27 protein-coding genes and 3 tRNA genes are annotated in these 25,158 nt (G+C 72.4%); 20 read left to right on the top strand and 10 right to left on the bottom strand.

Going from position 1 to position 25,158, the window contains the following annotated elements:
- Positions 1-46 precede the first annotated feature (46 nt).
- Positions 47-1,069: an NADP-dependent oxidoreductase gene (locus tag ACFY04_RS39400; protein ID WP_389125089.1), complete on the bottom strand. Its 1,023-nt coding sequence runs from the start codon at positions 1,067-1,069 to the stop codon at positions 47-49.
- Positions 1,070-1,164: 95 nt separating this feature from the next.
- On the opposite strand from ACFY04_RS39400, the gene ACFY04_RS39395 reads away from it, so the two are divergent.
- A complete protein-coding gene (locus ACFY04_RS39395) occupies positions 1,165-1,587 on the top strand; it encodes a MarR family transcriptional regulator (RefSeq protein ID WP_030011102.1) in 423 nt (140 codons plus the stop codon).
- A gap of 185 nt (positions 1,588-1,772) precedes the next feature.
- On the opposite strand, the gene ACFY04_RS39390 is transcribed toward ACFY04_RS39395, so the two are convergent.
- Positions 1,773-2,489: a hypothetical protein gene (locus ACFY04_RS39390; protein ID WP_389125086.1), complete on the bottom strand. Its 717-nt coding sequence runs from the start codon at positions 2,487-2,489 to the stop codon at positions 1,773-1,775.
- A 78-nt stretch (positions 2,490-2,567) separates the two neighbouring features.
- Between ACFY04_RS39390 and ACFY04_RS39385 the strand changes: the two genes are divergently transcribed.
- Positions 2,568-3,131, top strand: coding sequence for a hypothetical protein (locus ACFY04_RS39385; RefSeq protein ID WP_389125083.1), 564 nt, complete (start codon positions 2,568-2,570; stop codon positions 3,129-3,131).
- Positions 3,132-3,159: 28 nt separating this feature from the next.
- Here the strand turns inward: ACFY04_RS39385 and ACFY04_RS39380 are convergent, their stop codons facing one another.
- A complete protein-coding gene (locus ACFY04_RS39380; RefSeq protein ID WP_389125080.1) occupies positions 3,160-3,816 on the bottom strand; it encodes an esterase/lipase family protein in 657 nt (218 codons plus the stop codon).
- Positions 3,817-4,090: 274 nt separating this feature from the next.
- On the opposite strand from ACFY04_RS39380, the gene ACFY04_RS39375 reads away from it, so the two are divergent.
- Both ACFY04_RS39375 and ACFY04_RS39370 read left to right on the top strand, forming a co-directional pair.
- Complete coding sequence (locus tag ACFY04_RS39375; protein WP_389125078.1) at positions 4,091-5,128, top strand: rod shape-determining protein; 1,038 nt, start codon at positions 4,091-4,093, stop codon at positions 5,126-5,128.
- Entirely contained in the window at positions 5,125-6,765 is a 1,641-nt protein-coding gene (locus ACFY04_RS39370) for a GAF domain-containing protein (protein ID WP_389125075.1), read from the top strand. Before ACFY04_RS39375 ends, ACFY04_RS39370 begins: the two co-directional genes overlap by 4 nt.
- 222 nt (positions 6,766-6,987) lie before the next feature.
- Here the strand turns inward: ACFY04_RS39370 and ACFY04_RS39365 are convergent, their stop codons facing one another.
- A complete protein-coding gene (locus ACFY04_RS39365) occupies positions 6,988-7,455 on the bottom strand; it encodes an Lrp/AsnC family transcriptional regulator (RefSeq protein ID WP_389125073.1) in 468 nt (155 codons plus the stop codon).
- A 69-nt stretch (positions 7,456-7,524) separates the two neighbouring features.
- Here ACFY04_RS39365 and ACFY04_RS39360 point away from each other — a divergent pair, with 69 nt between their 5' ends.
- The 3 genes from ACFY04_RS39360 (at position 7,525) to ACFY04_RS39350 (ending at position 10,276) form a co-directional block, all read left to right on the top strand.
- Complete coding sequence (locus ACFY04_RS39360) at positions 7,525-8,211, top strand: LysE family transporter (RefSeq protein WP_389125070.1); 687 nt, start codon at positions 7,525-7,527, stop codon at positions 8,209-8,211.
- Between the two features lie 87 nt (positions 8,212-8,298).
- Positions 8,299-8,916 (top strand): hypothetical protein, encoded by a 618-nt coding sequence (locus ACFY04_RS39355; protein WP_389125067.1) that lies wholly within the window; start codon positions 8,299-8,301, stop codon positions 8,914-8,916.
- A 4-nt stretch (positions 8,917-8,920) separates the two neighbouring features.
- On the top strand, positions 8,921-10,276 hold the full coding sequence (locus ACFY04_RS39350) for a carboxyl transferase domain-containing protein (RefSeq protein ID WP_389125064.1): 1,356 nt from the start codon (positions 8,921-8,923) through the stop codon (positions 10,274-10,276).
- On the opposite strand, the gene ACFY04_RS39345 is transcribed toward ACFY04_RS39350, so the two are convergent.
- Complete coding sequence (locus tag ACFY04_RS39345; protein WP_389125061.1) at positions 10,273-10,401, bottom strand: hypothetical protein; 129 nt, start codon at positions 10,399-10,401, stop codon at positions 10,273-10,275. The two genes, ACFY04_RS39350 and ACFY04_RS39345, sit on opposite strands and share 4 nt — an antisense overlap.
- Before the next feature lie 7 nt (positions 10,402-10,408).
- On the opposite strand from ACFY04_RS39345, the gene ACFY04_RS39340 reads away from it, so the two are divergent.
- Positions 10,409-10,759 carry a cupin domain-containing protein gene (locus ACFY04_RS39340; RefSeq protein ID WP_389125058.1) on the top strand — a complete coding sequence of 117 codons (351 nt, stop codon included), beginning with the start codon at positions 10,409-10,411 and terminating at the stop codon, positions 10,757-10,759.
- A gap of 91 nt (positions 10,760-10,850) precedes the next feature.
- Here ACFY04_RS39340 and ACFY04_RS39335 read toward each other — a convergent pair whose 3' ends face one another.
- Complete coding sequence (locus ACFY04_RS39335) at positions 10,851-12,113, bottom strand: MFS transporter (protein ID WP_389125055.1); 1,263 nt, start codon at positions 12,111-12,113, stop codon at positions 10,851-10,853.
- A gap of 214 nt (positions 12,114-12,327) precedes the next feature.
- Here ACFY04_RS39335 and ACFY04_RS39330 point away from each other — a divergent pair, with 214 nt between their 5' ends.
- From ACFY04_RS39330 to ACFY04_RS39315, 4 genes are all read left to right on the top strand, one after another.
- Positions 12,328-13,485 (top strand): glutamate--cysteine ligase, encoded by a 1,158-nt coding sequence (locus ACFY04_RS39330; RefSeq protein WP_389125052.1) that lies wholly within the window; start codon positions 12,328-12,330, stop codon positions 13,483-13,485.
- A gap of 437 nt (positions 13,486-13,922) precedes the next feature.
- Positions 13,923-14,282 carry an STAS domain-containing protein gene (locus ACFY04_RS39325; RefSeq protein ID WP_389125049.1) on the top strand — a complete coding sequence of 120 codons (360 nt, stop codon included), beginning with the start codon at positions 13,923-13,925 and terminating at the stop codon, positions 14,280-14,282.
- Between the two features lie 130 nt (positions 14,283-14,412).
- Positions 14,413-15,189, top strand: coding sequence for a GAF and ANTAR domain-containing protein (locus ACFY04_RS39320; RefSeq protein WP_389125046.1), 777 nt, complete (start codon positions 14,413-14,415; stop codon positions 15,187-15,189).
- Positions 15,190-15,207: 18 nt separating this feature from the next.
- Positions 15,208-15,924: a GAF and ANTAR domain-containing protein gene (locus tag ACFY04_RS39315; protein ID WP_389125043.1), complete on the top strand. Its 717-nt coding sequence runs from the start codon at positions 15,208-15,210 to the stop codon at positions 15,922-15,924.
- Between the two features lie 44 nt (positions 15,925-15,968).
- Here the strand turns inward: ACFY04_RS39315 and ACFY04_RS39310 are convergent, their stop codons facing one another.
- Complete coding sequence (locus tag ACFY04_RS39310) at positions 15,969-16,229, bottom strand: hypothetical protein (protein ID WP_389125040.1); 261 nt, start codon at positions 16,227-16,229, stop codon at positions 15,969-15,971.
- 490 nt (positions 16,230-16,719) lie between these two features.
- Between ACFY04_RS39310 and ACFY04_RS39305 the strand changes: the two genes are divergently transcribed.
- The 3 genes from ACFY04_RS39305 (at position 16,720) to ACFY04_RS39295 (ending at position 17,987) form a co-directional block, all read left to right on the top strand.
- Positions 16,720-16,893, top strand: a complete 174-nt coding sequence (locus ACFY04_RS39305) for a CsbD family protein (protein ID WP_389125037.1) — start codon at positions 16,720-16,722, stop codon at positions 16,891-16,893.
- 84 nt (positions 16,894-16,977) lie between these two features.
- Positions 16,978-17,559: a hypothetical protein gene (locus tag ACFY04_RS39300; RefSeq protein ID WP_389125034.1), complete on the top strand. Its 582-nt coding sequence runs from the start codon at positions 16,978-16,980 to the stop codon at positions 17,557-17,559.
- Complete coding sequence (locus tag ACFY04_RS39295) at positions 17,556-17,987, top strand: hypothetical protein (RefSeq protein WP_389125031.1); 432 nt, start codon at positions 17,556-17,558, stop codon at positions 17,985-17,987. The genes ACFY04_RS39300 and ACFY04_RS39295 overlap by 4 nt, the downstream gene beginning before the upstream one ends.
- 223 nt (positions 17,988-18,210) lie before the next feature.
- On the opposite strand, the gene ACFY04_RS39290 is transcribed toward ACFY04_RS39295, so the two are convergent.
- From ACFY04_RS39290 to ACFY04_RS39280, 3 genes are all read right to left on the bottom strand, one after another.
- Positions 18,211-18,287: transfer RNA gene (locus ACFY04_RS39290), tRNA-Ile, on the bottom strand.
- Between the two features lie 189 nt (positions 18,288-18,476).
- Positions 18,477-18,549 (bottom strand) — tRNA-Asn (locus tag ACFY04_RS39285).
- A 5-nt stretch (positions 18,550-18,554) separates the two neighbouring features.
- Positions 18,555-18,627 (bottom strand) — tRNA-Asn (locus ACFY04_RS39280).
- A 145-nt stretch (positions 18,628-18,772) separates the two neighbouring features.
- Here ACFY04_RS39280 and ACFY04_RS39275 point away from each other — a divergent pair.
- The 5 genes from ACFY04_RS39275 (at position 18,773) to ACFY04_RS39255 (ending at position 25,028) form a co-directional block, all read left to right on the top strand.
- Positions 18,773-19,078: a YtxH domain-containing protein gene (locus tag ACFY04_RS39275; RefSeq protein ID WP_389125028.1), complete on the top strand. Its 306-nt coding sequence runs from the start codon at positions 18,773-18,775 to the stop codon at positions 19,076-19,078.
- 95 nt (positions 19,079-19,173) lie between these two features.
- Positions 19,174-20,622: an FGGY family carbohydrate kinase gene (locus tag ACFY04_RS39270; protein WP_389125025.1), complete on the top strand. Its 1,449-nt coding sequence runs from the start codon at positions 19,174-19,176 to the stop codon at positions 20,620-20,622.
- Between the two features lie 135 nt (positions 20,623-20,757).
- Positions 20,758-22,491 carry an ABC transporter ATP-binding protein gene (locus tag ACFY04_RS39265; protein ID WP_389125021.1) on the top strand — a complete coding sequence of 578 codons (1,734 nt, stop codon included), beginning with the start codon at positions 20,758-20,760 and terminating at the stop codon, positions 22,489-22,491.
- A complete protein-coding gene (locus tag ACFY04_RS39260) occupies positions 22,488-24,410 on the top strand; it encodes an ABC transporter ATP-binding protein (RefSeq protein WP_389125018.1) in 1,923 nt (640 codons plus the stop codon). Before ACFY04_RS39265 ends, ACFY04_RS39260 begins: the two co-directional genes overlap by 4 nt.
- Positions 24,411-24,506: 96 nt before the next feature.
- Positions 24,507-25,028, top strand: coding sequence for a GNAT family N-acetyltransferase (locus tag ACFY04_RS39255; RefSeq protein ID WP_389125014.1), 522 nt, complete (start codon positions 24,507-24,509; stop codon positions 25,026-25,028).
- Positions 25,029-25,158: the final 130 nt, after the last annotated feature.

Here is a 25,158-nt window from a genome sequence, read left to right as displayed (position 1 = left end):
TAATCGCCGTGAGTCGCGCCCACGATCACGACGGTGTGCAGTGAGCCTAACCGGTGAAAGAAACGATCATCTTTCCGGTGTTCTCGCCGCGCAGCATGCCGAGGAAGGCGGAGGTGGCGTTCTCGACACCCTCGACGACCGTCTCGTCGTACCGCAGCTCACCGGAACGCAGCCATCCGGCGACGTCCTGGACGAACTGCTGCTGCAGTCCGTTGTGGTCGTTGACGAGGATGCCCTGGAGGCGCAGGCGCTTGCCGATGACCTGCATCAGGTTGCGCGGGCCGGGGGCGGCCTCGGTGTCGTTGTAGCCGGCGATCGCGCCGCACAGGGTGGCCCGGCCGTTCACCTTCATCGAGGAGATGGCGGCCTCCAGGTGGTCACCGCCTACGTTGTCGAAGTAGACGTCGATGCCCTCGGGGGCGGCGGCCGGCAGCTGCTCGGCGACGGGGCCGTTCTTGTAGTTGAAGGCGGCGTCGAAGCCGTACTTCTCCGTGAGCAGCGTCACCTTCTCGTCCGAGCCGGCGGAGCCGATCACCCGGGACGCGCCCTTGATCCTGGCGAACTGGCCGACGAGGCTGCCGACCGCACCGGCGGCACCGGAGACGAAGACGGAGTCACCCTCCTTGAAGGAGGCGACCTCGAAGAGTCCGGCGTAGGCGGTCAGACCCGGCATGCCGAGGACGCCGAGGTAGGCGGAGAGCGGGGCGAGCGAGGCGTCCACCTTGACGACGTGCGCGGCGTCGAGGTCCGCGTACTCGCGCCAGCCCAGGTGGTGCAGCACGTGGTCGCCCACCGCGAAGCCCTCGGCGGCGGAGGCGACTATCTCGCCGACCGCGCCGCCCTGCATCGGCTCGTCCAGCTGGAAGGGCGGGATGTAGGACTTCACGTCGTTCATCCGGCCGCGCATGTAGGGGTCCACGGACATGTGCAGGTTGCGCACGAGAATCCGGCCGGCGGCGGGCTCGGCGGACACGGGCACCTCGCGCAGGGCGAAGTCCTCGGCGACGGGCCAGCCCTGCGGGCGACGGACGAGGTGCCACTCGCGGCTGACGGCGGGGATCTGGGACATGCGGCGCTCCTGGTCAGAACGAAATTGCTTCACTAGGTGAAACAACCATGCGCCTAGATATTTCATGTTGTCAAGTAAATGGGTACGCTGGTTCCATGCCCAGTCGTCGAGTGGACCCAGTGACCGTCGAAGTCGTCGAGCTCATCGGCGACGTCGTGGCCCGCTATCACATGGAGTACGAGCACGCGGCCGCCAGCCACCAGCTCACCGGCGCCCAGGCCAAGGTGCTGAACATGCTCTCCCTGGAGCCCATGCCGATGCGGCGCATCGCGCTGAAGCTGCGGTGCGAGCCCTCCAACGTGACCGGCATCGTCGACCGCCTGGAGACCCGGGGCCTGGTCGAACGCCGCCCGGACCCGGCGGACCGCCGGGTGAAGCTGGCCGCCCCCACCGAGGAGGGCACGCTGGCCGCGGAGCGGCTGCGCGAGTCGCTGGACTTCGCCCGCGAACCGCTGGCCGGGCTGTCCGCGGAGGAACGGACGGTCCTGCGGGACCTCCTCAGGCGCATGCTGGCCTGACGGCACCGCCCGGCCGGCCCCGGCCCGGCATACGCCCGGCATGCGCCCGGCATGCGCCCGGCCTGGCCCGGTCCGGCCTGGCCCGGTCGTCCGGCCTGGCCCGGTCCGGCTCACCGGCCGAAAGAATCCTCCGGACGCGTGTCCGCGGGCGGCGGCAGGGGTCCGGGAGGGCCTGGCGACGGGGCCTAGAACCAGCAGAAGATCCAGCAGCTCTTGGTCGGTGAGGGCGACGGCGTCGGGGACTGCGGGGGCGACGGTGGCTGCGTGCTCGCGGAGGCGCTCGGCGACGGCTTCCCCGACGCGGTCTTCCCTGCGGACGGCGCCGGGCCGGGAGTACGGGACGCCGGGTCCGACGTCGCGGGCGCGGGGGCGGACGAGGCCGGACCCGGCTGCGCGGCGCTCCCGGAAGACGCCGCGGCACCGGCCGTCTTCGTACCCGTGGCGGGGGCCTTCGCCGTGGCCTTTCCCGGTCCCGTGGGCGCACCGGCCGTCGGAGCGTCGGGCAGCGGGGCGGGCTGCTGCGGGCCGTCGTCGGTCAGCACCACGGTCGCGGCCCGGTCGGCGCGCTCCCCGTCGGTGGCCATGCGGGCCACCGCCATCGAGCCCCCGACCGCGATCAGCAGGCCGAGCGAGAGCGACAGCACGGTCCGGCGGCGGCGCCGGTGCGTGACCCGGCGGCGGGCGCCCGCGCGCCGTTCGTTCGGCGCGGACAGCACGACGAGCGAGTCGGCGAAGACCTCGGCCAGTGCGGTCGGCGGTCCGGGTACAGGCGCCTCGGCGGCGGGCACGGCGGTCGGCGCGGCGCCGGAGGCGGCGGGTATCAGGTACTCGGCGGGGGTTCCGCATCCGGCGCACGCCAGTGCGCCGTTGAGGTGCCTCCGGCAGGCGTGGCAATAGTTCATGGCGCCCGCAGGCTACGTGGTCTGCGGCAACATCCGGATCCCGAGAACGTAAGGATCCTGTGTGGAATCGTTCCTTCCATGACATCTTTCGGGCCGACCGGATTCCAGTTGGTGCTCTTGCGGCGGATGGCCGACTTCCAGCCGGACCTCGCCGACGAGGCCCGTCACCGGCTGGGCGCCTCGCTCGCGGACCAGCGCGCGGCGAACAAGCACTGGCAGGCGATGGTCCGCTCACCCCGCTCCCGCGGGGCCCTCGCCCGGTACCGCTCGGTGCTCGGCCCGCCGGAGTCCGCCGAGCACCGCACGATCGGCGACCTGGAGTGCGAGGCCCTGCTGTGGCCGCTGCCGCTCTGGCCGGACCTGCGCTTCGAGGTGCTGGCCGCGCCGGACGGTGCCGTGTGGAACGAGTGGCTGGTGCGGACCCCGGGCGCGCGGGGGCCCGTACTGGAGTCGCCGGACGATCTGCGGCCCTGGTCGGCGACGGTGGACGAGGTGGCGCGGGCCTTCGCCCCGGTCCGGCCGATGGAGGGCACCGCGCCGACCCGCTGGCGCCTGGCCTTCGCCGCGCGGGGGCGGCCCTGCGTGGCGGAGTTCACCTACGGCCTGCTGCAGCGGTTCTCCCTGGACGACACCCCCTACTAGGAGGCCAGGAGGCCAGGAGGCCAGAAGGCTAGGAGGAGAGGAAGGCGCGGATCCCGGCCGAGGTGCCGTCGTCGCCGAGCAGGTCGTTGTGCTTGAGGCAGCCGACCGGCGTGTTGGCGGCTCCGGTCAGCGGGACGCTGTCGTCCGGGTTGACGACCTCGTCGCAGTTGGACCAGAAGGTCGCGTACGTCACCGCGCCCGGGGTCTCGTCCCCGCCGTTCAGGTTCTTCACCACGTACGACCCGGGGGTCATGTCCCGGCACGCCTGGTCCCACAGCGCGCAGGCCCAGGCGGTGGAGGTGCCCCGGTTGGGTCCGGCCAGTGAGACCCAGTGATCCACGGCGGCCGCGCCGCCGCCGAACTTCACGTACCAGCGGCTGACCAGCGAACCGAAGGAGTGCGCGACGACGTCGACCTTGGCGGCGCCGGTCTCCCGGCGTACCTGGTCGACGTAGGCGCCGAGCCGCCCGGCGAGGACCTCGTTGACGGACTGGTGGGTGTCGTAGCCGAAGGAGAAGAGCTCCGCGTCGGTGTACCCGGCGGCGCGCAGGTCCGCGCGCAGGGCTCCCCAGACTCCCGGGTCGGCGTTGTAGCCGTGCACGAGGACCACCGGATTGCGGGAGGAGGCCTGGGCCGGTGAAGCCGTCGGCAGCGCGAGGCACAGCGTCAGGAGTGCCAGGAGCACCGGAAGAGTCAGGAGCGCCGGGAGGGGTGGAAGCGCCTGCAGTCTCTGTCGGGCCGTCAGCATCGGGTCCCCTTTACCTTGTTACGCGTGAGTAGCGCGTGCGGTGCGCGCATGGTGCTGCCTGTCGGTACAGAAATCCACCCCCATGCAGCCGCGACGCACCCCCCGGCCGGAGCAGCTCAACGGGCCATGAGACCGAATTGCCCGCGATGATATGAAAAGTGACCGACATTTCCGTCGGCCCTCTTGCGTCAGCGCTCTCGGAGGATCTGCCGTGACCGTCAGTCTTGAGCAGTTGCGCCGCTGCCACGTCGCCGTCGACCTGGGGGCGGCAAGAACCCGCGTGTACGTCAAGGGCGTCGGCCTCGTGGTCGACGAACCCAGCGTCGCCGCGGTCAACACGCGCACCGGCGCACTCATCGCCGTCGGCTCCTTCGCCGAACGGATGACCGGCCGCACACCCGACTACATCCGGGTCGTACGCCCCGTCTCCGGCGGCACCGTCGTCGACATCGAGATGGCCCAGCGGATGCTGCGTCACCTCCTCGGCGAGAAGCTGCGGCGCGCCCTGCGCCGCAAGCCGCGGCTGCGGGCCGCTGCCTGCACCCCGCACGACGCGGACCCGCTCGCCCAGCGGGCCACCGTGGAGACCCTCGTCGGGCTCGGCGCCCGGCGCGTCGAACTGGTCGACACCCTGATCGCGGCGGCCGTCGGCTGCGGACTCCCCGTGGAGCAGCCGACCGCGACGATGATCATGGTGTGCGGGGCGGCGGCCACCCAGGTGGCCGTCCTCTCCCTCGGATCCATCGTCACCGCCGAGCGGATCCCGGTCGGCGGCGAGGCCATCGACCACGCGGTCGTCCAGCACCTGCGCCACGCGCACGAGCTGATGCTGCCCAGCCAGGCCGTCCGGCCGCTGCAACTGGCCCTCCACGGCAACGGCCTCACCGCCGAGGGGCCGGCATCCACCCTCATCCACGGCCGCGACGTGGCCACCGGACTGGCCCGCTCCGTCCACGTGGACACCGCGGCCGTCCGGGACGCCATCCACACGCCGCTGACCGCCGTCCTCGACGGCATCGGCAAGGTACTGCGGGACTGCCCGCCGGACCTGGTCGCCGATCTGACGGACCGGGGGATCATGATGGTGGGCGGCAGCGCCCTGCTGCCGGGCCTGGACCAGATGCTGCGGGACGCCACCGGAATGCCCGTCGCCATCGCGGAACGGCCGGACGTGTGCGCCGTACTCGGTCTCGGCGCGATGCTCGAAGGGAAGATCGCCCCCATGGTCCTCAACCCGCTGGCCGAATGAGGCCCCAGGAGCCGAAAGAGTCCGAGGAGATCAAAGAGACCGAGGAGTCCTACGAACCCGCGGAGTCCGGGGGCCCCGGGGAGCCCGGGGAGCCCGCCGAGGAGGCGGCGAGCCTTCCGGTGCTGCTGGAAGCCGTCCTCAACGTCGGGTCCGAGCTGGAGCTGCACACCACCCTCCAGCACATCGTGGACTCCGCGACCGAGCTGTGCGCGGCCCGGTACGGAGCGCTCGGGGTCGTCGACCCCGAGCGCGTCCTGCTGACCCAGCTGTTCACGGCAGGGCTCACCGAGGAGGAGCGGGCCGCGATCCCGCACCTGCCGGACGCGCGCTCCGGCGTGCTCGGAGCCCTCGTCGGCGACCCGCGCCCGCTGCTCCTGGACGACGTCGCCCAGGACCCGCGGGCGGCCGGATTCCCGCCGGGCCACCCGCCCATGCACAGCCTCCTGAGCGTCCCGATCCGGGTGCACACGGAGGTCTTCGGCAACCTCTACCTCACCGAGAAGCGGGGCGGCGGCCCCTTCACGGACGAGGACCTCGCCCTGCTGCGCGTCCTGGCCTCGCAGGCGGGCATAGCGATCGGCAACGCCCGGCTCTACGAGACCGCGCGCCGCCGGGAGCGCTGGATCGACGGCGCCGCCGCCGTGACCACGACCCTGCTCGCCGGACGCCCCGCGGCGGACGCCCTGATGTGCGTGGCCGAACGGGCCCGGCTGCTGGCGGACGCCGCGGCCGGGGTGGTGCTCCAGCCGACCCCCGAGGGCGGCATGGAGATCGTGGCCGCCTCCACGCAGGGGGACCCCGGGGACCTGGTGGGGACGGCGATCGCCCCCGGTTCGCCGGTGCTGGTACAACTCCTCGGCGGCGAACCCGTCTTCATCGACGACTCGGCGACGGATCCCCGGATGACCACGCACGTGCGGGAGCGGTTCGGGCCGAGCATGATGCTTCCGCTGCAGAGCGGCGGCCAGCTGATCGGCACCCTGGCCCTGCCCCGCGCCCGGGGCGGCCCCGCGTACGACGCGGTGGACCGGCTGCTCGCCGCGCAGTTCGCCTCCCAGGCCGCGCTGGCCCTCGTCCTCGCGGACGCCCAGCACGACCGGGAGCAGCTGGCGGTGTACGAGGACCGCGACCGGATCGCGCGGGACCTGCACGACCTGGTGGTCCAGCGGCTCTTCGCCACCGAGATGATGCTCGAAAGCACCCGGCGGCGGGCCGCGAACGCCCCGTCCGGGGACACGGTCGGCGACGAGCTCAGCCGGGCCGTGGACGAGCTCGACTCCACCATCCAGGAGGTCCGGACGGCCATCTTCGCCCTCCAGCAGCCGCCGACCGACGCCCCGACGACCTTCCGGGGGCGGGTGCTGCGCGAGACGGGCGGGGCGGCGGCCGTGCTCGGCTTCCAGCCGTCGGTGCACTTCGCGGGCGCGGTGGACGCCCTGCTGCCGGATCCGGTGGCGGTCGACCTGCTCGGGGCCCTGCGCGGCGCCCTGGCCGCGGCGCACCGGCGCGGCGAGATCACCTTCATCGACGTGCAGGTGAACGCGAGCCCGTCCCGGGTCCGCCTGACGGTGGCGGACGACGGCCGTACGGAGTCGGGCGCGCGGGGCACGACGGTGACGTGGGAGTCGGCGCTGTGACGTGTGACAGGCCGCGGGGCGCCGGGATGCAGCGGAAACGGCTGGTCACAGAGCTCTGTTCCGCAGGCTGTGCTTCCATTCTCCGGTGAACGACGAGAGCGCTCCTCCAGCCGGCGAAACCCCGGGCCCGCATCACCGGCACGACCGACGTGTCCGGCCTCGGACGGACTCCGACCTCGGCGCGTGCGTCCAGGTGCTCTCCGAGGTCCACGAGCGGAACGGCTACCCCGTGAACTGGCCGGACCACCCCGGCGACTGACCCGGCCGGGTGGCCGCGCGCAGCGCGATCCGGGTGTTGGACTGGGCCACCCCCGCCTCCCGTTTCATCCGGCGGAGCAGCCCGTCGAGGGCGGCGGGGTCGGCGGCCCGGGCGCGTACGAGGTAGTCGTGCTCGCCGGTCACGTGCACGACCTCGGTGATCCCGGAGAGCTTGGCGACCTGCCGCTCGAACTCCTCGTTGGTGGTGTCCTGGCGCAGGGTGACGTCGATGAACACGACGAGCCCGCCGGCGGTGTCGGCCGCCGGGTCCACGATCGTGGTGAACCCGCGGATCACCCCTTCGCGGCGCATCCGCCGTACCCGGTCGGCGGTGGCGTTGGCGCTGAGGCCCACGCGGACTCCCAGGTCGCGGTACGAGATCCGCGCATCCTGCTGCAGGATGCCGAGGATTTCCCTGTCGAGGCGGTCCATACCGCGATTCTCGCAGCCGGGCCCGGTATGCGCGCTCATCCCCCGCAGGCCGGGCCCGACGCTCGCCCCATGAGCGAACTGATGACACCGACGCTGGCGGGCGCGGCCGCGGGGCTGGGCGTGGCGATGCCCATGGGGGCGATGAGCGTGCTGCTGCTGCAGGAGGCGATGCGCGACCGCCGCACGGCCGTGGCCGCGGCCGCGGGAATCGCGGCGGTCGACCTCGGCTACGCTGCCCTCGCCACGGCCCTGGGGCCCTGGGTGGCCTCCCACATCTCTCCGGTCGAGGCCTGGGTCCGGCTGGCCTCGGCGGTGATCCTGCTGGTCATCGCGGCGCGCGGCCTTTCCGGGGCCTCCCCCGCCCAGGCTCCGGCCCCGGCCCCCGCCCAGGCCCAGGCCCCCGCCCAGGCCCCCGCCCAGGCCCCGGCCCCGGCGTCCGCCCCGCCCCCGGCCCGGCCGGCCAGGGCCTTCGCCCGGTACGTCGGCCTCACCGCCCTCAACCCCACCACCGCCCTCTACTTCGCCGCCCTCACCACCGCCCAGGGCGCCACCCTGGGCACGGGCCCGGCCGGCGCCGCCTTCCTCCTCGGTGTCGGCGCCGCCTCCCTCCTCTGGCAGCAGGCACTCGTGACGCTCGGCTCCCTCGCCGGCACCCGCGTCCCGGACGGCGCCCGCGTCTGGACCTTCCGCCTCGGCTACGGCCTGGTCGCCGCCTACGCCCTCAAGATCGCCTTCCCCCTGCCGACCCTCGGGTGAGGCGCCCGGGCGGGGTCAGGGGCGGCTCGGGGTGGCCTCGGGGTCATGCCGGATACGGGTCGACGCCACGGCCGAAATCATCAGTACATGACCCATCAGCCGCTGAGCCACCGCCGTGCGACCCTCACCCGGGCCGCCTTCGTCACCGCCCCCCTGTGCATGCTGGCCTACGGCGCCATCCGGCTCAGCGACCCCGGCCACGGCCCGGGCCCCGCCTGGACCGCGGGCCACGTCCTCCTGCTGGCCGGGGTGCTGCAGTTCGCCCTGATCCTCCCGGCCCTGCACCGGCTGACCGGGCCCGCCCGCGGGGCGGGCCGCCTCGGCGCCGGCGCCGCCACCCTGCTCGGGCTGACCGGCACCCTGGCGGTCGCCGCCCAGGCCTCCATCGACCTCGTCGTCGGCTTCCGCGCCGCCGACCGCCCGGAGATGGCGCGGCTCTTCGAGGAGATCCAGAGCCACCCCGGGGTGCTCCCCGCCGTCTACACCGTCGGCCCGATGCTCTTCTACGCCGGCCTCCTCTGGCTTCTGGTCCACCTCGCCGTCCAGCGCCGCGTCAGCCCCTGGCGACCCGTCATGGTGGTGCTGGGCACGGCCACCACCGCCGTCAGCCTCGATCTGCTGCCGCTCGGCGCCCTCTTCTTCACCGCGGCCCTCCTCCCCCGGTCCCTCCCCCTGACCGCCCCGCGGGTGCAGCCCCTAGGGTGACCCCGTGACGACCCGCCTCTCGGCCCGCGCGGCCATCGCCTCCGTGACCGACCCCGGCAGCTTCACCGAACTCCCCGCGCCCCGGCGGGAGTCCCCAGCCGACGGCCCCCTGGAGTGGACCGGCTACGACGACTCCCGCGCCCGCGCCGCCGGGCGCACCGGCGAGCAGGAGTCCGTGGTCACCGGCACCGCCCGGGTCGGCGGCCACGAAGCCACCGTCATCTCCTTCGAGTTCGGCTTCCTCGGCGGCTCGCTGGGGCAGCGCACCGGGGACCGGCTCGAAGCCGCGTACGCCCACGCCCGCGAGCACCGGCTCCCCCTCGTCTCGCTCATCGCCACCGGCGGCTCCCGGATGCAGGAGGGCATGCTCGCCCTCACCCAGCTCCAGCGTGTGGCCCGCCAGTGCGTGCTGACCCGGGCCGCGGGGCTCCCCCAGCTCGCCGTCCTGCGCGATCCGACCACGGGCGGCGGCTGGGCCACCCTGGGGGCCGGGGCCGATGTCGTCCTCGCGCTCCCCGGGGCCCAGGTCGGCTTCGCCGGGTCCCGGGTGCGTCCGGCGGACGCGGATCCGGCGGCCTACTGTGCCGAAGGCCAGTACGCCGCCGGTCACGTGGACGCCGTGGTGCCCGCCGCCGAGCTGCCGGGCACCCTCGCCGACTGGCTCCGCGTGCTGGCCGCGCCCCGCCCCGCGGGGCCGGTCGAACCGCCGGGCGCGCTGGCGGACGTAGCACCTCCGCGGACCGGCTGGGACGCCGTCCTGCAGGCCCGGCACCCCGGCCGGCCGCACGCCGCCGCGTACCTGGACGCGTACTTCGAGCTCCGCCTGCCGCTCTCCGGGGACCGGGCGGGCGGCACCGACCCCGGCATGCTGTGCGGATTCGGGCTGCGCGAGGGCCGCGCCGTCGCCTACGCCGCCCAGTGCGGCACCGCCACCCGCCCGGCGGGCTACCGTACGGCCGCCCGTGTCATCCGCCTCGCGGACCGCCTCGGCATCCCGGTGCTCACCCTGGTGGACACCCCGGGCGCGGCCAACGACGCCGCCGCCGAACACGCGGGCGCGGGCGCGGCCATCGCCGACACCTTCGCGGCGCTGGCCGCGGCCACGGTCCCCGTCACCACCCTGCTGATCGGCGAGGGCGGCTCGGGCGGCGCCCTCGCGCTGGCCGCACCCGGGAACACCTGGGTCACCCCGGACAGCTACTTCTCGGTGATCGCCCCGGAACTGGCGGCGGCCATCCTCAAGCGGCCCCCGTCGGCCGCGCCCGCCACGGCGGACCAGCTCCGCGTGCGCCCCCAGGACCTGGTCGCCCTGGGGGTCGCCCGCGGCATCGTCGGCCCGGCCCGGCCCCTGTCGGCCTAACGCCTGCGCTGCGGCAGCCGGACGTCCACCCGGTACAGCCGCGTCACCTGCTGGGCCAGCTCGTTGTCGTCGCTGGCCAGCAGCAGCCGTACGCGCCCGGCCCCGTCGTGATCCGTGACCACCATGCCCTCGATGCTGTCCACCAGCGGGTGGTTCTGCGGCAGCTTCGACGGCTGGGCCCCGCGGCGCATCGCCCGCGTCAACGACTACGAGGTCAAGGCCGCCCGGCTCCAGGGCGAGTTCGTCTGGCACACCCACGAGGACACCGACGAGCTCTTCCTGGTGGTCGGGGGCACCCTGACGATCCGCCTGCGCGACGGGGACGTGGTCCTGGGCCCCGGCGAGATGTACGTGGTCCCGCGCGGGGTCGAACACTGCCCGGCGGCCGAGGAGGAGGCGCAGATCCTGCTCTTCGAGCCGGCCGGCACCCCCAACACGGGCGCCGAGGGCGGCGACCGCACCCGGGAACCGGTGGACGCGTAGCCCGGCCGGTCGCGCCGGGGCCGGGTGTGTGCCGGGGCGCTCCCCGCCGGGCGCCGAACGCGATCCCGCCCGGCCCCGGCGGTCCCGGCGGCTAGGCCTGTGGGGAGCGGGCGTCGTAGCGGGCGAAGTTGCGCCAGCGCAGCGCGAGCAGGCCCAGCACCAGTACACAGGCCAGTCCGCCGCCCGTGACGGCCACGGTCGGGGAGATCAGGTCGGCGGTGGTCCCGGCGAGGAAGTCTCCGAGCCGGGGTCCGCCCGCGACGACGATGATGAAGACGCCCTGCAGGCGGCCGCGCATGTCGTCGGGGGTGGCGGCCTGGAGCATGGTCGTGCGGAACACCATCGAGGCGGTGTCCGCGTACCCGGCCAGGGCCAGGAAGAACATGCCGAGCCACAGGTTCCGGGTGATCCCGAACACCGCGACGGCCAGCCCCCAGCCGGCGACGGCGAGCAGGATCGCCAGCCCGTGCCGGCGGATGCGGCCCTGCCAGCCGGAGAACAGCCCGCCGAGCAGCGCCCCGGCGGCCATCGCGGCGACCAGCAGGCCGACCGTACCGGGGCCGCCGCCGTACCAGAGCCCGGCGATGGCCGGGAACAGCGCCCGGGGCTGGGCGAGCACCATGGCGGCCAGGTCGGAGAAGAAGGTCATCCGGATGTTCGGCCGGGTGCCGAGGAAGCGCAGTCCGTCGAGAACGGAGGCCCTTCCCCGGGCGCCCTCGGCCCGGTCGGGCTTCATCGACGGCAGCTTCCACATCGCGTAGAGCGCGGCGGTGAAGGTGACGGCGTCGATCAGGTAGGCCGTCTCGTAGCCCGCGACGGTGACGATGAACCCGCCGAAGGCCGGGCCGACCATCGACCCGAAGGTCATGGTCACCGAGTTCAGGGCGTTGGCGGCCGGCAGCTGTTCGACCGGGAGCAGCCTCGGGATCATGGCGGACCGCGCCGGTCCGGTGAGCGCCCCGCAGACCGCCTGGAGCGCGACGACGGCGTACAGGAACCAGACGCGGTGGAAGTCGAGCAGCGCGGCGGCGGCGAGCACGACCGACAGCGCGGCGGCGCCCATCGAGCTGTAGAGGCCGAGTTTGCGCCGGTCCACGGTGTCGGCGATCGCGCCGCCGTAGAGGCCGAAGACGACGAGCGGGACGAGCGAGAAGAGGCCGACGAGCCCGACGGAGAAGCTGGACCGGGTGATGTCGTAGACCTGGAGCGATATCGCCAGGGTGGTCATCGCCTGACCGACCCACGAGATGGTTCCGCCGAACCACAGCCGCCGGTAGTCCGCGGATGCGCTCAGCGGGGTGAGGTCGGCGAATATGCGCTGCCAGAGCTGGGGTGGGGCGGTCGTCCGGGTCACAGCGGATAATAACCACCGGCCGTCCGCCGCCCTCCTGGATTTTCGGCCCCTTCACACACCGGCAACAGTCGCCACACCCGGCCCCGGGCTCCCGGCCCGGGCGGCGTATTACCGGTAACTCGCCACTATCACCGGACATTTGACTGAATCGACGTGCGCTCCTCACCTCGGGTTCAGCTCATGATGAAAAGACTCGTATGTCCAGGGAGGCGTAGTGATCGAACCTGGCAACAGCACCACGAGCACCGGCACGGCGCAGAACACGGTGCGCACCACCGTCCCCCTCACCGTCGGCGTCGAGGAGGAGTTCCTGCTCGTCGACGCCCGCAGCTTCCGGGTGGTTCCCGCCGCCCCGCTGGTCCTGGCGACGGCCGGCGGGCTGCCCGGCGAACTCCACCCCGAAGGCACCCGCTACCAGGTGGAGATATCCACCCCGATAGCCCACTCGGCGGCCTCGCTGCGCGCCGAGCTCGCCGCCCTGCGGCGCACCCTCGGCCGGGCCGCCCGCGCCCACGGCTGCCGGCTGCTGGCCGCCCCCTCGCCGGTGGTCGCCGTGGAGGGGCCGCTGCACCTGACCGACGACGAGCCGCGCCAGCGCGAGCAGCACCGCCGGTTCGGCGCGCTCACCGACACGCTGGTCAGCTGCGGCCGCCACATCCACATCGGCACGCTTGACGTGGACACGGCGGTGGCCGTGTCCAACCGGATCAGACCCTGGCTGCCCACGCTGATCGCGCTGGCCGCCAACTCGCCGTTCTGGGGCGGCCGTGACACCGGTCATGCCAGCTGGCGGGCGATGGCCTGGTCCGGCTGGCCCTCGGCGGGCCTGCCCCCGCACTTCACGTCCACGGCGCACTTCCGGCGCTCGGTGCAGACCCTGCTCGGCTCCGGGGCGGCCCTGGACACCAAGATGGTCTACTGGGACCTCCGCCCCTCCGGGCACTGGCCGACGCTCGAGATCCGGGCGCCCGACATGTCCCCGGACATCGACTCGGCCATCCTGCAGGCCGAACTGGCCCGCGCACTGGTCTCCACGGCGCTGCGCGAGATCGCGGAGCGCCGCCCCGAACCGGCCGTACGGGACGACGTACTGCGCCTCGCGCGCTGGCGGGCGGCCCACGACGGCCTGGAGGGCTTCGGCCTCGACCCGTACTCGGGGACGGAACTCCCCGCGGCGGACCTCGCGGAGGCCCTGCTGGACCTGATCGCCCCGGAACTGGCCGCCGCCGGCGACCTCGACCACGCCGCCAAGACCCTGGCGGGCCTCCTGCGCGACGGCTCGGGAGCCCACCGCCAGCGGGTGGCGTTCGCCCGCCGGCAGGACCTGACGGACGTACTGCGCCACCTCACGGACGAGACGGAGGACTTCTAGACCGCCAGCGCCCCTGAACACTCCAAAGCCGCAGGTGCAGGTGCAGGTGCAGGTGCAATCGTTTCTGCACCTGCGGCTTGCCGGTGGAGCGCACGGCATGGCGCTCGCCCGCCGGTCGGCAACCGGCCACGAGAGGGCTGCTTCCGCCCGTCCGCCGGCACCGGGACCGGGCTATGCTGCGGAGAAACGTGGACGTTCCAGCCCCCGACGGCGCGTTGCCTGTCATCGAAGTCTGCATCGCGGCACGGACCTCCCCGTCCGACCGCCCGGTGCGTGCGAGGGCACGGTTCGTCCCTCCGTCCTGGAACACAGGCTGCTGGACCGGCCTTTCGCCCGCTGAGCGAGCACACCCGCACCGGAAGAGCCGCGAAGGGCCGGGAAGTCCGGCACCGAACGGCGCTGCCCGGCCGGTCCTGAACCGAGGCACCGCCATGCGCATGCCAAATCCGAACACCCGCCGGTACGACGAGATCGGCCGGACGCTGATCACTGTGACCGGAGAGCTCGACCTGGACACCGTCCACCCGCTCCGCGCGACGCTGACGCAGTGCCTGCGCGACGGCGCCCGTACCGTCGACATCGACCTGACTGCGCTCACCTTCTGCGACTGCAGCGGCCTCAACGTCTTCCTCTCCACGTGGCAACAGCTCACGGCGGCCGGAGGATCCCTGCACCTGCACCACCCGCCGCGCGTGCTGGCCCGGCTCATCGGCATCACCGGCTCCGGTTTCCTGCTCGGCAGTCCTCCTGCCCCCGCCGTTCCCCCGGTCACCGCAGCCCTGCGCGGCGTGGCGTGACGGGCACCTCGCCGCGAGGCCGCCCGGTACGGCAGTGCTCCAGGCGCTGGTCCCGCCCCCCCGGGGAAAGCGCGGAAGTCGCTGCCGCGGGCGGCCCGGCGCACCGCCCCCGTGCCTGGAGGCAGGCGCGATGACCGGTGACCGGACGGTGAGGATCAAGGTGCTGGTGGCCCAACAGGCAGCCCTGCGCGGCGCGCGGGTCGCCGTGGTGGATGTGTGCACCGCTGCGGTGGCCACGCTTCCGATCGGTGGAGCCGGAGTGTCGGCGATGTCCCGGACCGCGGCCGGCCACCCGCTGTGCAGTACCGACCTGGTGAGCGAGCGGCTCGAAGAACTCCAGCTCACTCTGGGCGAAGGTCCGTGCGTGGATGCCTACGCCCTCGGGTCGGCCGTCCTGGCATCCGATCTGCGAGGGGACGAAGAGCGCCGGCGGTGGCCCGTGTTCGCCCCCGAGGCGAACGCCGCCGGCGCGGGATCGGTGTTCTCGTTCCCGCTCCAGATCGGTGCCATCAGCCCCGGCGTCCTGGACCTGTACTCCGGTGTGCCGGTCGAGCTGGACTCAGAGCAACTGGCCGATGCGATGGTGCTCGCCGACACCGCCACCCTCGTCCTTCTCGGCACCCGGCTCGGCGAGGTGGGCACGCGGCCGGACGGAAACCCGCCGGCCCCATGCTCGGCGGACGGCCGCCTTGAGGATCTGGGCGGCCACCGCGCCGAGATCGACCAGGCCACCGGCATGCTCACCGTCCAGCTCGGCGTGGACATCGAGGAGGCGTTCATCCGCCTGCGCGCCTACGCCTACACCCACGAACGCCGGCTCGCCGAGGTGGCCGCCGACGTGGTGGCCCGGCGGCTCCGGTTCCCGCCGAGCACGGACGATGGTTTCGGCACGGCCGACGATGCCTGACAACAGAAGGTGCGTGCGATGAATGAGCAGCTCCTTGCCAAGACGTTCGTCGAACTGGCGGACACCTTGGTCGCGGACTTCGACCTGATCGACTTCCTGCGCCTGCTGACCGACCGCTGCGTCGGCATGCTCGGCGTGAGTGCGGCAGGTGTTCTCCTCGCGGACCGGGCCGGTGAACTCCGCGTGATGGCCGCCTCCGACGAGGAGGTACGCCTGCTCGAACTCTTCCAGCTCCAGAACGACCAAGGTCCCTGTCTGGATTGCTTCCGCACCGGGGCGCCCGTCACGGTGACGGACCTGAGCGCGGAAGCCGCCCGCTGGCCCCGCTTCGCCTTGCAGGCCCGCCGCAGCGGCTACTCGGCGGTCCAGGCTCTGCCGATGCGCCTGCGGGACGAGGTCGTCGGTGCCCTGAACCTGTTCCGCGCCACACCCGGGCCCTTCGACCCCGCCGCCACACCCATCGCCCAGGCCTTGGCCGACGTCGCCACGATCAGCCTCCTGCAGCAACGCTCCTCCCAACGCAGCAGCCTCCTCAACGAGCAGTTGCAGACCGCATTGAACAGCCGGGTCCTGATCGAGCAGGCCAAGGGCAAACTCGCCGAACGCCAGGGCATCGACATGGAGCAGGCCTTCACCGCATTGCGGGGTTACGCCCGCGCACACAACCGCCGCCTGTCCGACCTGGCCCGCGCCTTCGTCGACGGAACGGAACCTCTCACCGGCCTGGGTGGCTGACCCTCCCCGCCGCAGCGCGCGTACGGCGGGGAGGGTGTCGCCTGCTACCCGTGGCGTTCGCGGTCGCCCCGGTCCTGTCGATTCCAACGGCCGCGGCGCTGCCGGCTGTAGCGGCGGTCCCAGCGGTCCTGCTGATCCCGGTAGTAGCGGTAGTCCCGGTAGTCGACGTCATCGCCGTGGCCCCGGTAGCCGGAGCCCCTTCTGCCGTAGTGCACGAGGCCAAAGACCAACAGGGCGGCGGCCACCCACAGGAGGGGGTACGCGTAGCCGAGGGCGAACAGGATCACGGCGAGGATGAGAAGCATGACGAACACGGCAGGCCTTCCCGTAGCGGAATGGGACATCGCTGCCGGGGACTGGGGCCTCGCACAAGAGCGTAGCCCCGCGGGGAGCTCCGGGATAGCGCGCACTGGATCACGCTGACAACCGTTCACCCCACCCGCCCCTGCAGAAGTCCCGGAACTCCCCAGCCACTCGGGTCCATTGACAAGGAACATGGCCAGGCGTTGACTGACGACGACGGCGTAGGGCCGTGCCACCCGGGAAGCCTCCGGGGAGCCGCCCTGCACCTTCCGCTTCGCCCGGACCTCGCGAAACGCAGGAACCATCCCTGTGACCGCTGTGGAGGTCCCGGCCACGCCCCATCCGGCTTCTCCTCCTCCGGCTCATACCGGCTCTGACCGGGTTCGGCTTCGTCGTGCGCGGCGGCAGCGGGCACAACGGTCGCCGGTACAGCCGAAACCACGGAACACCCGCAGGGAGCCCACCCATCGGACCGAGCAAGGGACCGCCGCCATGGGCATCGCCCAGAGGATCAGGAACAAAATGCACGCCCTCCAGGGAAGGATCACGGACAGTACCGGCCTGACCACGCACAACAAGCGATCGGCTGGACGGGCGAAGGCCGACCGGGCGGCCGGCAACCTGAAGCAGTCCGGCGAGAAGATCAAAAACGCTTTCAGGCGGTGACCCACCACCATGCGGTACGAACCGACAGGGGTTGACGGGAATGCAGCAGAGCCACTGGCGAGCCAAGAGCCGGAGAGGGCGGCCATGTCCAGGGCCGTGATCATCGCCGGAGCTGTCGTCGCTCTGGCAGCCGCCTTCTTCGCCGCACTCGGGCGGGGCCGCGGCGGGCGTAGTCCGAGGCGCCGCTTCGGGCCCGAGTACGACCGCCCCGTGACCCGCCACAAGGGCGACACCATGGCGGCGGGCCGAGAACTCGGCGCCCGCATGAAGCAGCACGGCGCGGTCAAGGAGCAGCCGCTGCCGGCAGGGGCCCGCGAGCAGTACGCGGCCCAATGGGCCGGAATCCAGCAGCGGTTCGTCGATTCCCCTCAGGAATCGGTCACGGAGGCCGATGCGCTGCTGGCGCGGCTGGCAAAGGACCGGGGCTTCCCCGGCGGCGGGCCCTTCGAAGAACAGCTCGCCGCGCTCTCCGTCCACCACGCGAGCCACGTCGACGGCTATCGCCGCATGCACAGGGCGGTGGACGGCCAGGAGAGCACCGAGGAGATGCGGAGGGCCATGATCGAGGGCCGGGGCCTCTTCGACGCCCTGGTGGCGGAACATCCGGACGACTCGCGCCGGCATCCTCCGGGGCGACACCACGCGAAGGGAAGCGGCCCGCGATGACCTACGACCAGGAGCGCGCACGACAGACCCCGCCCCGAAGGCAGGTTCCCGGGCGGCGTGACCCGCGCGGCCCGGCACCCGCACCTCGCCCCGCACCGGCCCAGGAGCCGGGCGAGCCGCTCATCAGCGCCGAGGCCCTCTTGCAGACCCCGACCTCTGAGCACCTTCTCCCGCAGGACGTACGAGACAAGCTGACCCTGCAACTCCAGCAGTGCCTCAGCACCTTCGTCGAGAGTCCGCGCCAGGCGGTGGAGCAGGCCGACAGCGCCTTCGCCGAGGCCACCACCCACCTCGCGGCCACGCTCGAGGAACGCCGCCACGCCCTCGGTGCGAGCTGGCAGGGCCAGGGCACCGACGCGCAGACGGACGAGCTGCGCCGCGCACTGCACCAGTACCGGGCGCTCACCGTGCGGCTGCTGCGCATGTGAGTGGCCGCGTAACGTTCGACTCCCGGCAGCCGGCGACGTAGCCCGCCTCCCCGTTGGATTACCCCGCCGACCGCTCGTCCTCGCCCGATGAGGAAGTGGTGCAGCTTCCGGCCATGTGGCCGGGGCTGCACCACTGGCACACCCGAGCCCGGCCGCCGTGACGGCGCACAGGACCCGGAAACGCCAAAGCCGCAGGTGCGATCGTTTCTGCACCTGCGGCTTGTGGTGGGGCGGGTGGGACTCGAACCCACGGCCGACGGATTATGAGTCCGCTGCTCTAACCGGCTGAGCTACCGCCCCTTCACGGCGTGGCGCGTACACGTGTGCGCGCCGTCTGCCGCAGCATAGCCGCTCATACGATCTCCTGCCTCGGATGCCTCGCATGATCGGCTTCGCCTGTTCAGAGAGACCGCGCTGAGGGCTGTCCGGTTCCGGACGGGGCGACAAAGAAAAGAAGAGGACCCCTCAGGGTCCTCTTCTTCTTCCTTGCTCCCCCGGCTGGACTCGAACCAGCAACCCTCCGGTTAACAGCCGAATGCTCTGCCAATTGAGCTACAGGGGACCGCGCTCCCCCGACTGGACTCGAACCAGTAACCTGCCGGTTAACAGCCGGCTGCTCTGCCAATTGAGCTACAGGGGATTGCTGCGGTGCATCGAACAGCCCACCTCCGGCGTTGCCGGGGGGCGAGTGCCCGTTGCGAGTCATAGATTAGCGCAAGCAGGGGGGTGCTCCGCCAATCGGTATCGACAGCGGGCCGGGCACCACACGACGAAGGGTGACAGGCATGCGGTACAAGGTCACGTTCGTGGTCGGACTGGCCCTCGGGTACGTGCTCGGAACCCGGGCCGGACGCGAGCGCTACGAGCAGCTGCGGAAGTCCGCCCGGCAGCTCGCGCAGAACCCCGCGGTGCGCAATGCCGCCGAGACCGCGGGCCAGACCGGGCGCGAGTTCGCCGGGAAGGCCTTCACCGCGGTGAGCCACAAGGTCGGCGACGCCGTCCCGGACTCGCTCGCCGGGCGGGTACGGGGGCTGCGCAACCGGGTCGGCGGCGGCGCCGGCGAGGACGACTGGGGCACCAGCAACACCTGAGCTGCACAGGTCCGTGCTGGGGCCCGCGGGATCCATGAGGTTCCGGGGGCTCCGGACCGGTCGAGTCCGGCCCCGCGTGCGGCAGAATTCACCGCATGGGGATAGTCGCCGGGCTGGACAGCTCTTCCGCGTTCACACGCATCGTCGTCTGTGACACCGAGACCGGCGCCGTGCTGCGCCAGGGGTACGCACCCCATCCACAGCCCACGGGTGAACCGGCCGGCTCGCACCCCCACGAGACCGACCCGCAGGCCTGGCTGCTCTCGCTCGGCGAGGCCGCCGGCGGCGGGCTCCTCGAAGGGGTCCAGGCCATAGGGGTCTCCGCCCAGCAGCACGGCCTGCTGCCGCTGGACCCGCAGGGCGCTCTGGTGCGTCCCGCCCTCGTCGGCAACGACAAGCGCGGCCAGGTCGCCGCCGCCGACCTCATCGACGCCTTCGGCGGCCGGCACGGCTGGGTCGAGGCGGTGGGCTCGGTCCCGCACTCCGCGCAGCCGGTCGCGAAGCTGGCCTGGCTGGCCCGCAACGAGCCCGAGGCCGCCCGCCGGATCGCCGTGCTGATGTCCCCGCACGACTGGCTCGTCTGGCAGCTGCTGGGCCGCCCGGCCCGCCGGACCACCGACCGCGGCGGCGCCTCCGGTACCGGGTACTGGTCGGCGGCCACCGGAACCTGGCGCCCCGACCTGGTCGAGCTGGCGCTCGGGCACCGGGCGCTGCTGCCCGAGGTGCTCGGCCCGGCCGATGCCGCCGGGACCACGCCCGAGGGGCTGCTGATCTCCGCCGGCACCGGCGAGACGATGGCCGCCGCGCTCGGGCTGGGGCTGGGCCCCGGCGACGCGGTGGTCTCGCTCGGTGCCTCCGGTTCGGTGATGGCGGTGCACCACGAGGCGGTGTCGGAGCCGGGCGGGCTCGTCACCTCGCTGGCCGACGCCAGCGGCATGCACCTGCCCGTGGTGAACACCTCCAACGCCGTACGGGCGCTGCGCGGCACCGCCGAGCTGCTCGGCACCGATCTGGAGGGGCTGTCCGAGCTCGCGCTGAAGTCGACGCCGGGCGCGCACGGCCTCGTACTCCTGCCGTACCTGGAGGGTGAGCGGACCCCGAACCTGCCGCACGCCGCCGGCACCCTGTCCGGGCTGCGCCGGGACTCGATGAAGCCGGAGCACCTGGCCCGGGCCGCCTTCGAGGGCATGCTGTGCGGGCTGGTGGACGCGCTGGACGTGCTGCGCTCGCGCGGGGTCGAGATCCGCCGGGTGTTCCTGCTGGGCGCGGCGGCCGAGCTGCCCGCCGTGCAGGCCGCGGCCCCCGGGCTGTTCGGTACGCAGGTCGTCGTACCGGCGCCGGCCGACTACGCGGCGCTGGGCGCGGCCCGCCAGGCGGCCTGGGCGCTCGGTGTGGCGCAGGGCACCCTGGCCCCGCACACCCCGCCGGTCTGGCCGGCCCCCGCGGCCCAGGTCTTCGAGCCGGGCGAGGAGTTCCCGGCGTGGCAGGCGGTGCGCCAGCAGTACATCGCGACGCGGGAGCAGATCCACCCCGGGGCGTTCTAGTGCTGTGACCGCCTACGTCGCGGGTCGGGGCGGGCTGGTCCTTTTGACCGGCCTTTGCGAAATCCGGTGGGGATCACAGGGCCGGTTGGCCCAAGATGGGCTGAACCCCTCGATCATGCCGACCGGAGCCTGCGCGTGCTCATACGACTTCTGCGGACCCATCTGGGTACGTACCGGAAACCCATCGCGGTGCTGGTCCTGCTGCAACTGCTGCAGACCAGCGCCAGCCTCTACCTGCCCACACTCAACGCCGACATCATCGACAACGGTGTCGTCAACGGCGACAGCGGCTACATCCTGCGCTTCGGCGCGCTGATGCTCGGTGTCTCCCTCGTCCAGCTCGTCTGCAACGTCGGAGCCGTCTACTACGGCGCCCGCACGGCCGCGGCCTTCGGCCGGGACGTCCGTACCGCGATCTTCGACCGCGTGCAGAGCTTCTCGGCGCGGGAGCTGGGCCAGTTCGGTGCCCCGTCGCTGATCACCCGTACGACGAACGACGTCCAGCAGGTCCAGATGCTGGTGCTGATGACCTTCACCCTGATGGTCTCGGCCCCGATCATGTGCGTCGGCGGTATCGCCATGGCACTCTCGCTCGACGTGAAGCTGTCGGGCGTACTGCTCGCCGTCGTCCCGGTGCTCGGGATCTCGGTCGGCGCGATCGTCTTCAGGACGCGGCCGCTGTTCCGCCAGATGCAGGTGCGCCTGGACACCGTGAACCGGGTCCTGCGCGAGCAGATCACCGGCAACCGGGTGATCCGCGCCTTCGTCCGCGACGACTACGAGAAGGACCGCTTCCGCGAGGCCAACGCCGACCTGACCGGCATCTCGCTGTCCGCCGGCAAGCTGCTGGCCTACATGTTCCCCACGGTCATCGTGGTCGTGAACATCTCCAGCGTCGCCGTCATCTGGTTCGGTGCGATGCGCGTCGACAGCGGCGGCATGGAGATCGGCCAGCTGACGGCCTTCCTCGCCTATCTGATGCAGATCGTCATGGCCGTGATGATGGCCACCTTCATGTTCATGATGGTGCCGCGCGCCGAGGTCTGCGGGGAGCGCATCCAGGAGGTCCTGGACACCGAGTCCAGCGTGGTCCCGCCCAAGGACCCGGTGCGCGAACTCGCCCGCCGTGGCCGCCTGGAGCTGCGCGGCGCCGACTTCCGCTACCCGGGCGCCGAGGCCCCCGTCCTGCGCGGGGTGGACCTGGTGGCCCGCCCCGGCGAGACCACGGCGGTCATCGGCTCCACCGGAAGCGGCAAGTCCACGCTGCTGGGCCTGGTCCCGCGACTGTTCGACGCGACCGGCGGCGAGGTCCTCGTCGACGGGGAGGACGTCCGCGTCCTCGACCCGGACCTGCTGGCCAGGACGGTCGGCATGGTGCCGCAGAAGCCGTACCTGTTCTCCGGGACCATCGCCTCCAACCTGCGCTACGGGCGCCCGGACGCGAGCGACGAAGAGCTCTGGCAGGCGCTGGAGGTGGCCCAGGCCAAGGAGTTCGTCTCCGCGCTGGAGGGTGGCCTGGACGCCCCCGTCAGCCAGGGCGGAACCAATGTCTCCGGCGGCCAGCGCCAGCGTCTGGCCATCGCCCGCACGCTCGTGCAGCGCCCGGAGATCTACCTCTTCGACGACTCCTTCTCGGCGCTGGACTACGCGACGGACGCGGCGCTGCGCGCGGCGCTCGCCCGCGAGACCGAGGACGCGACCGTGGTCATCGTCGCCCAGCGGGTCTCCACGATCCGTGATGCCGACCGGATCATCGTCCTGGACGAGGGCCAGGTCGTGGGTGAGGGACGCCACCACGAGCTGATGGCCGGCAACGAGACCTACCGGGAGATCGTGCTCTCCCAGCTGACGGAGGCGGAGGCCGCATGAGCGGGCCCGGAGGACGGATGATGATGGGGCCGGCCCAGCGGTCCATGGACTTCAAGGGCTCGGGCAAGCGGCTGCTGCGTCAGCTCGCGTACGACCGGGCCAAGATCTGGGGCATGGTCGCGGCCGTCGTCGGCAGTGTCGGCTGCGCGGTGGTCGGCCCGAAGATCCTCGGTGAGGCCACCGACCTGGTGTTCGCGGGGATCGTCGGCCGCGAGATGCCGGCCGGGACCACCAAGCAGCAGGCGCTGGACGGCCTGCGCGCCCGGGGCCAGGACGGTATGGCGGGCATGCTCGCCGGTACCGACTTCACCCCGGGGCAGGGCATCGACTTCGGTGCCGTCGGGGTCGTCGCGATCTGGGCGCTGGTGGTCTTCACCCTGGCCGGCCTGCTGATGCTGGTCGCCACGCGGCTGTCGAACCACGTCATGAACGGCACCGTCTACCGGATGCGCGAGGAGCTCCAGGCGAAGCTGTCGCGGCTGCCGCTGTCGTACTTCGACCAGCAGAAGCGCGGCGAGGTGCTGAGCCGGGCCACGAACGACATCGACAACATCGGCCAGACGCTCCAGCAGACGATGGGCCAGCTGCTGAACTCGCTGCTGACCATCGTCGGCGTGCTGGTGATGATGTTCTGGATCTCGCCGCTGCTGGCGCTGGTCGCGCTGGTGACCGTACCGCTGTCGGTCTTCGTCGCCGCGAAGATCGGCAAGAAGTCGCAGCCGCAGTTCGTGGCGCAGTGGAAGGCGACCGGCGCGCTCAACGCCCACATCGAGGAGATGTACTCGGGCCACAGCCTGGTCAAGGTCTTCGGCCGGCAGAAGGAGTCCGCGGCCGTCTTCGCCGAGCAGAACGAGGCGCTGTACCGGGCCTCCTTCAAGGCGCAGCTGGTCAGCGGCGTCATGCAGCCGGTGATGTTCTTCATCTCGAACATCAACTACGTGCTGATAGCCGTCGTCGGCGGGCTCCGCGTCGCCTCCGGCACCCTGTCGATCGGTGACGTGCAGGCCTTCATCCAGTACTCGCGGCAGTTCTCGATGCCGCTGACGCAGGTCGCCTCGATGGCGAACCTCGTGCAGTCCGGTGTCGCCTCGGCGGAGCGGGTGTACGAGCTGCTGGACGCGGCGGAGCAGGAGGCGGACGCCGAGGTTCCGGAGCGTCCGCAGGAACTGCGCGGTCAGGTCACCTTCGACAAGGTGGCCTTCCGCTACGAGCCGGACAGGCCGCTGATCGAGAACCTCTCGCTCACGGTCGAGCCGGGCCACACGGTCGCGATCGTCGGCCCGACCGGCGCCGGAAAGACCACGCTGGTCAATCTGCTGATGCGGTTCTACGAGGTCACGGGCGGGGAGATCGCCCTCGACGGGGTGGACATCGCGAAGATGACCCGCGAGGAACTGCGCGGCGGCATCGGCATGGTGCTCCAGGACACCTGGCTGTTCGGCGGCACCATCGCGGAGAACATCGCCTACGGTGCTTCGCGCGAGGTCACCCGCGCCGAGATCGAGGGGGCGGCGCGGGCCGCCCACGCGGACCGGTTCATCCGCACCCTGCCGGACGGCTACGACACCGTGCTGGACGACGAGGGCGCGGGGGTCAGCGCGGGCGAGAAGCAGCTGATCACCATCGCCCGGGCGTTCCTGTCGGAGCCGGTGATCCTGGTGCTCGACGAGGCGACGAGCTCGGTGGACACCCGTACCGAGGTGCTGATCCAGAAGGCGATGGCCCGCCTCGCGCGCGGCCGTACGTCCTTCGTGATCGCGCACCGGCTCTCCACGATCCGCGACGCGGACGTGATCCTGGTGATGGAGAGCGGATCGATCGTGGAGCAGGGCACGCACGAGGAGCTGCTGGCCTCGGGCGGCGCGTACGCGCGGCTGTACGCGGCGCAGTTCGCGCAGGCGGTGGCCGAGGTCGACTAGACGGCGTAGACCGTCTCCTTCATGCGCCGCACGGCGGAGGGGCACTCGGGTACGGGACGTATTCGGGTGCCCCTCCGCCGTCGTTAGCATGACGGCATGGCATTGGACGTGGTGATTCGCCCTGCTCGGGCGGAGGACGAGCGCGAGATACTGGAGCTGTTCCGCTCGGCGTGGTCGCGCGTGAGCGAACCCGGCCCCGAGCGCCCGGCCGACGCGGCCGTCTTCGACGAGCGGCACCCCGTGGAGAGCTTCCTCGTCGCGGAGCGCGGGCAGAGGATCGTCGGGTACATCGCCCACGCCCCGGCGAGCCCCCTCGAAACCAATCGGCACGTCCGTCACATCCAGGGGCTGGCGGTCCTCGAATCCGCCCGGGGCGGCGGGGTCGGGCAGGCCCTCGTCGAGGCTGTCTGTGCCGCCGCGCGGGCCGGTGGTGCCCGCCGTATCAACCTGCGCGTGCTTGGCCACAACGAGCCGGCGCAGCGGCTCTACCGACGATGCGGCTTCGCGGTGGCCGGTGTCCTGCCCGAGGAGTTCCTGCTGGACGGGGCCTACGTCGACGACGTCTGGATGAGCCGGAGCCTGTCCGACCCACACGCGCCCGCGCAGCCACAGCCGTAGCCGGGCCGACGGGGTGGGGGCGCCTGGCGGGGCGCCCCCGTTACCGTCTTCGTGGCCTCGCAATGAGGCTCCCGGCCTTCGGCCCCGGTATGACTTGAGCCCCCAGTCGAGATGATCGAAAAGGTGGTGT

This window comes from Streptomyces sp. NPDC001549, assembly GCF_042894025.1.
In the GTDB taxonomy this organism is placed as follows: Bacteria; Actinomycetota; Actinomycetes; order Streptomycetales; family Streptomycetaceae; genus Streptomyces; species Streptomyces kutzneri.
This window is presented reverse-complemented; position numbering and strand designations above follow the sequence as displayed.

Bases quoted from the DNA above. Each gene is read 5' to 3' on its own strand.
- ACFY04_RS39400 (WP_389125089.1), bottom strand. From the start codon at position 1,069: ATGTCCCAGATCCCCGCCGTCAGCCGCGAGTGGCACCTCGTCCGTCGC.
- ACFY04_RS39395 (WP_030011102.1), top strand. From the start codon at position 1,165: ATGCCCAGTCGTCGAGTGGACCCAGTGACCGTCGAAGTCGTCGAGCTC.
- ACFY04_RS39390 (WP_389125086.1), bottom strand. From the start codon at position 2,489: ATGAACTATTGCCACGCCTGCCGGAGGCACCTCAACGGCGCACTGGCG.
- ACFY04_RS39385 (WP_389125083.1), top strand. From the start codon at position 2,568: ATGACATCTTTCGGGCCGACCGGATTCCAGTTGGTGCTCTTGCGGCGG.
- ACFY04_RS39370 (WP_389125075.1), top strand. From the start codon at position 5,125: ATGAGGCCCCAGGAGCCGAAAGAGTCCGAGGAGATCAAAGAGACCGAG.
- ACFY04_RS39365 (WP_389125073.1), bottom strand. From the start codon at position 7,455: ATGGACCGCCTCGACAGGGAAATCCTCGGCATCCTGCAGCAGGATGCG.
- ACFY04_RS39360 (WP_389125070.1), top strand. From the start codon at position 7,525: ATGAGCGAACTGATGACACCGACGCTGGCGGGCGCGGCCGCGGGGCTG.
- ACFY04_RS39355 (WP_389125067.1), top strand. From the start codon at position 8,299: ATGACCCATCAGCCGCTGAGCCACCGCCGTGCGACCCTCACCCGGGCC.
- ACFY04_RS39345 (WP_389125061.1), bottom strand. From the start codon at position 10,401: ATGGTGGTCACGGATCACGACGGGGCCGGGCGCGTACGGCTGCTGCTG.
- ACFY04_RS39340 (WP_389125058.1), top strand. From the start codon at position 10,409: ATGCTGTCCACCAGCGGGTGGTTCTGCGGCAGCTTCGACGGCTGGGCC.
- ACFY04_RS39325 (WP_389125049.1), top strand. From the start codon at position 13,923: ATGCCAAATCCGAACACCCGCCGGTACGACGAGATCGGCCGGACGCTG.
- ACFY04_RS39320 (WP_389125046.1), top strand. From the start codon at position 14,413: ATGACCGGTGACCGGACGGTGAGGATCAAGGTGCTGGTGGCCCAACAG.
- ACFY04_RS39315 (WP_389125043.1), top strand. From the start codon at position 15,208: ATGAATGAGCAGCTCCTTGCCAAGACGTTCGTCGAACTGGCGGACACC.
- ACFY04_RS39310 (WP_389125040.1), bottom strand. From the start codon at position 16,229: ATGCTTCTCATCCTCGCCGTGATCCTGTTCGCCCTCGGCTACGCGTAC.
- ACFY04_RS39305 (WP_389125037.1), top strand. From the start codon at position 16,720: ATGGGCATCGCCCAGAGGATCAGGAACAAAATGCACGCCCTCCAGGGA.
- ACFY04_RS39300 (WP_389125034.1), top strand. From the start codon at position 16,978: ATGTCCAGGGCCGTGATCATCGCCGGAGCTGTCGTCGCTCTGGCAGCC.
- ACFY04_RS39295 (WP_389125031.1), top strand. From the start codon at position 17,556: ATGACCTACGACCAGGAGCGCGCACGACAGACCCCGCCCCGAAGGCAG.
- ACFY04_RS39275 (WP_389125028.1), top strand. From the start codon at position 18,773: ATGCGGTACAAGGTCACGTTCGTGGTCGGACTGGCCCTCGGGTACGTG.
- ACFY04_RS39270 (WP_389125025.1), top strand. From the start codon at position 19,174: ATGGGGATAGTCGCCGGGCTGGACAGCTCTTCCGCGTTCACACGCATC.
- ACFY04_RS39260 (WP_389125018.1), top strand. From the start codon at position 22,488: ATGAGCGGGCCCGGAGGACGGATGATGATGGGGCCGGCCCAGCGGTCC.
- ACFY04_RS39255 (WP_389125014.1), top strand. From the start codon at position 24,507: ATGGCATTGGACGTGGTGATTCGCCCTGCTCGGGCGGAGGACGAGCGC.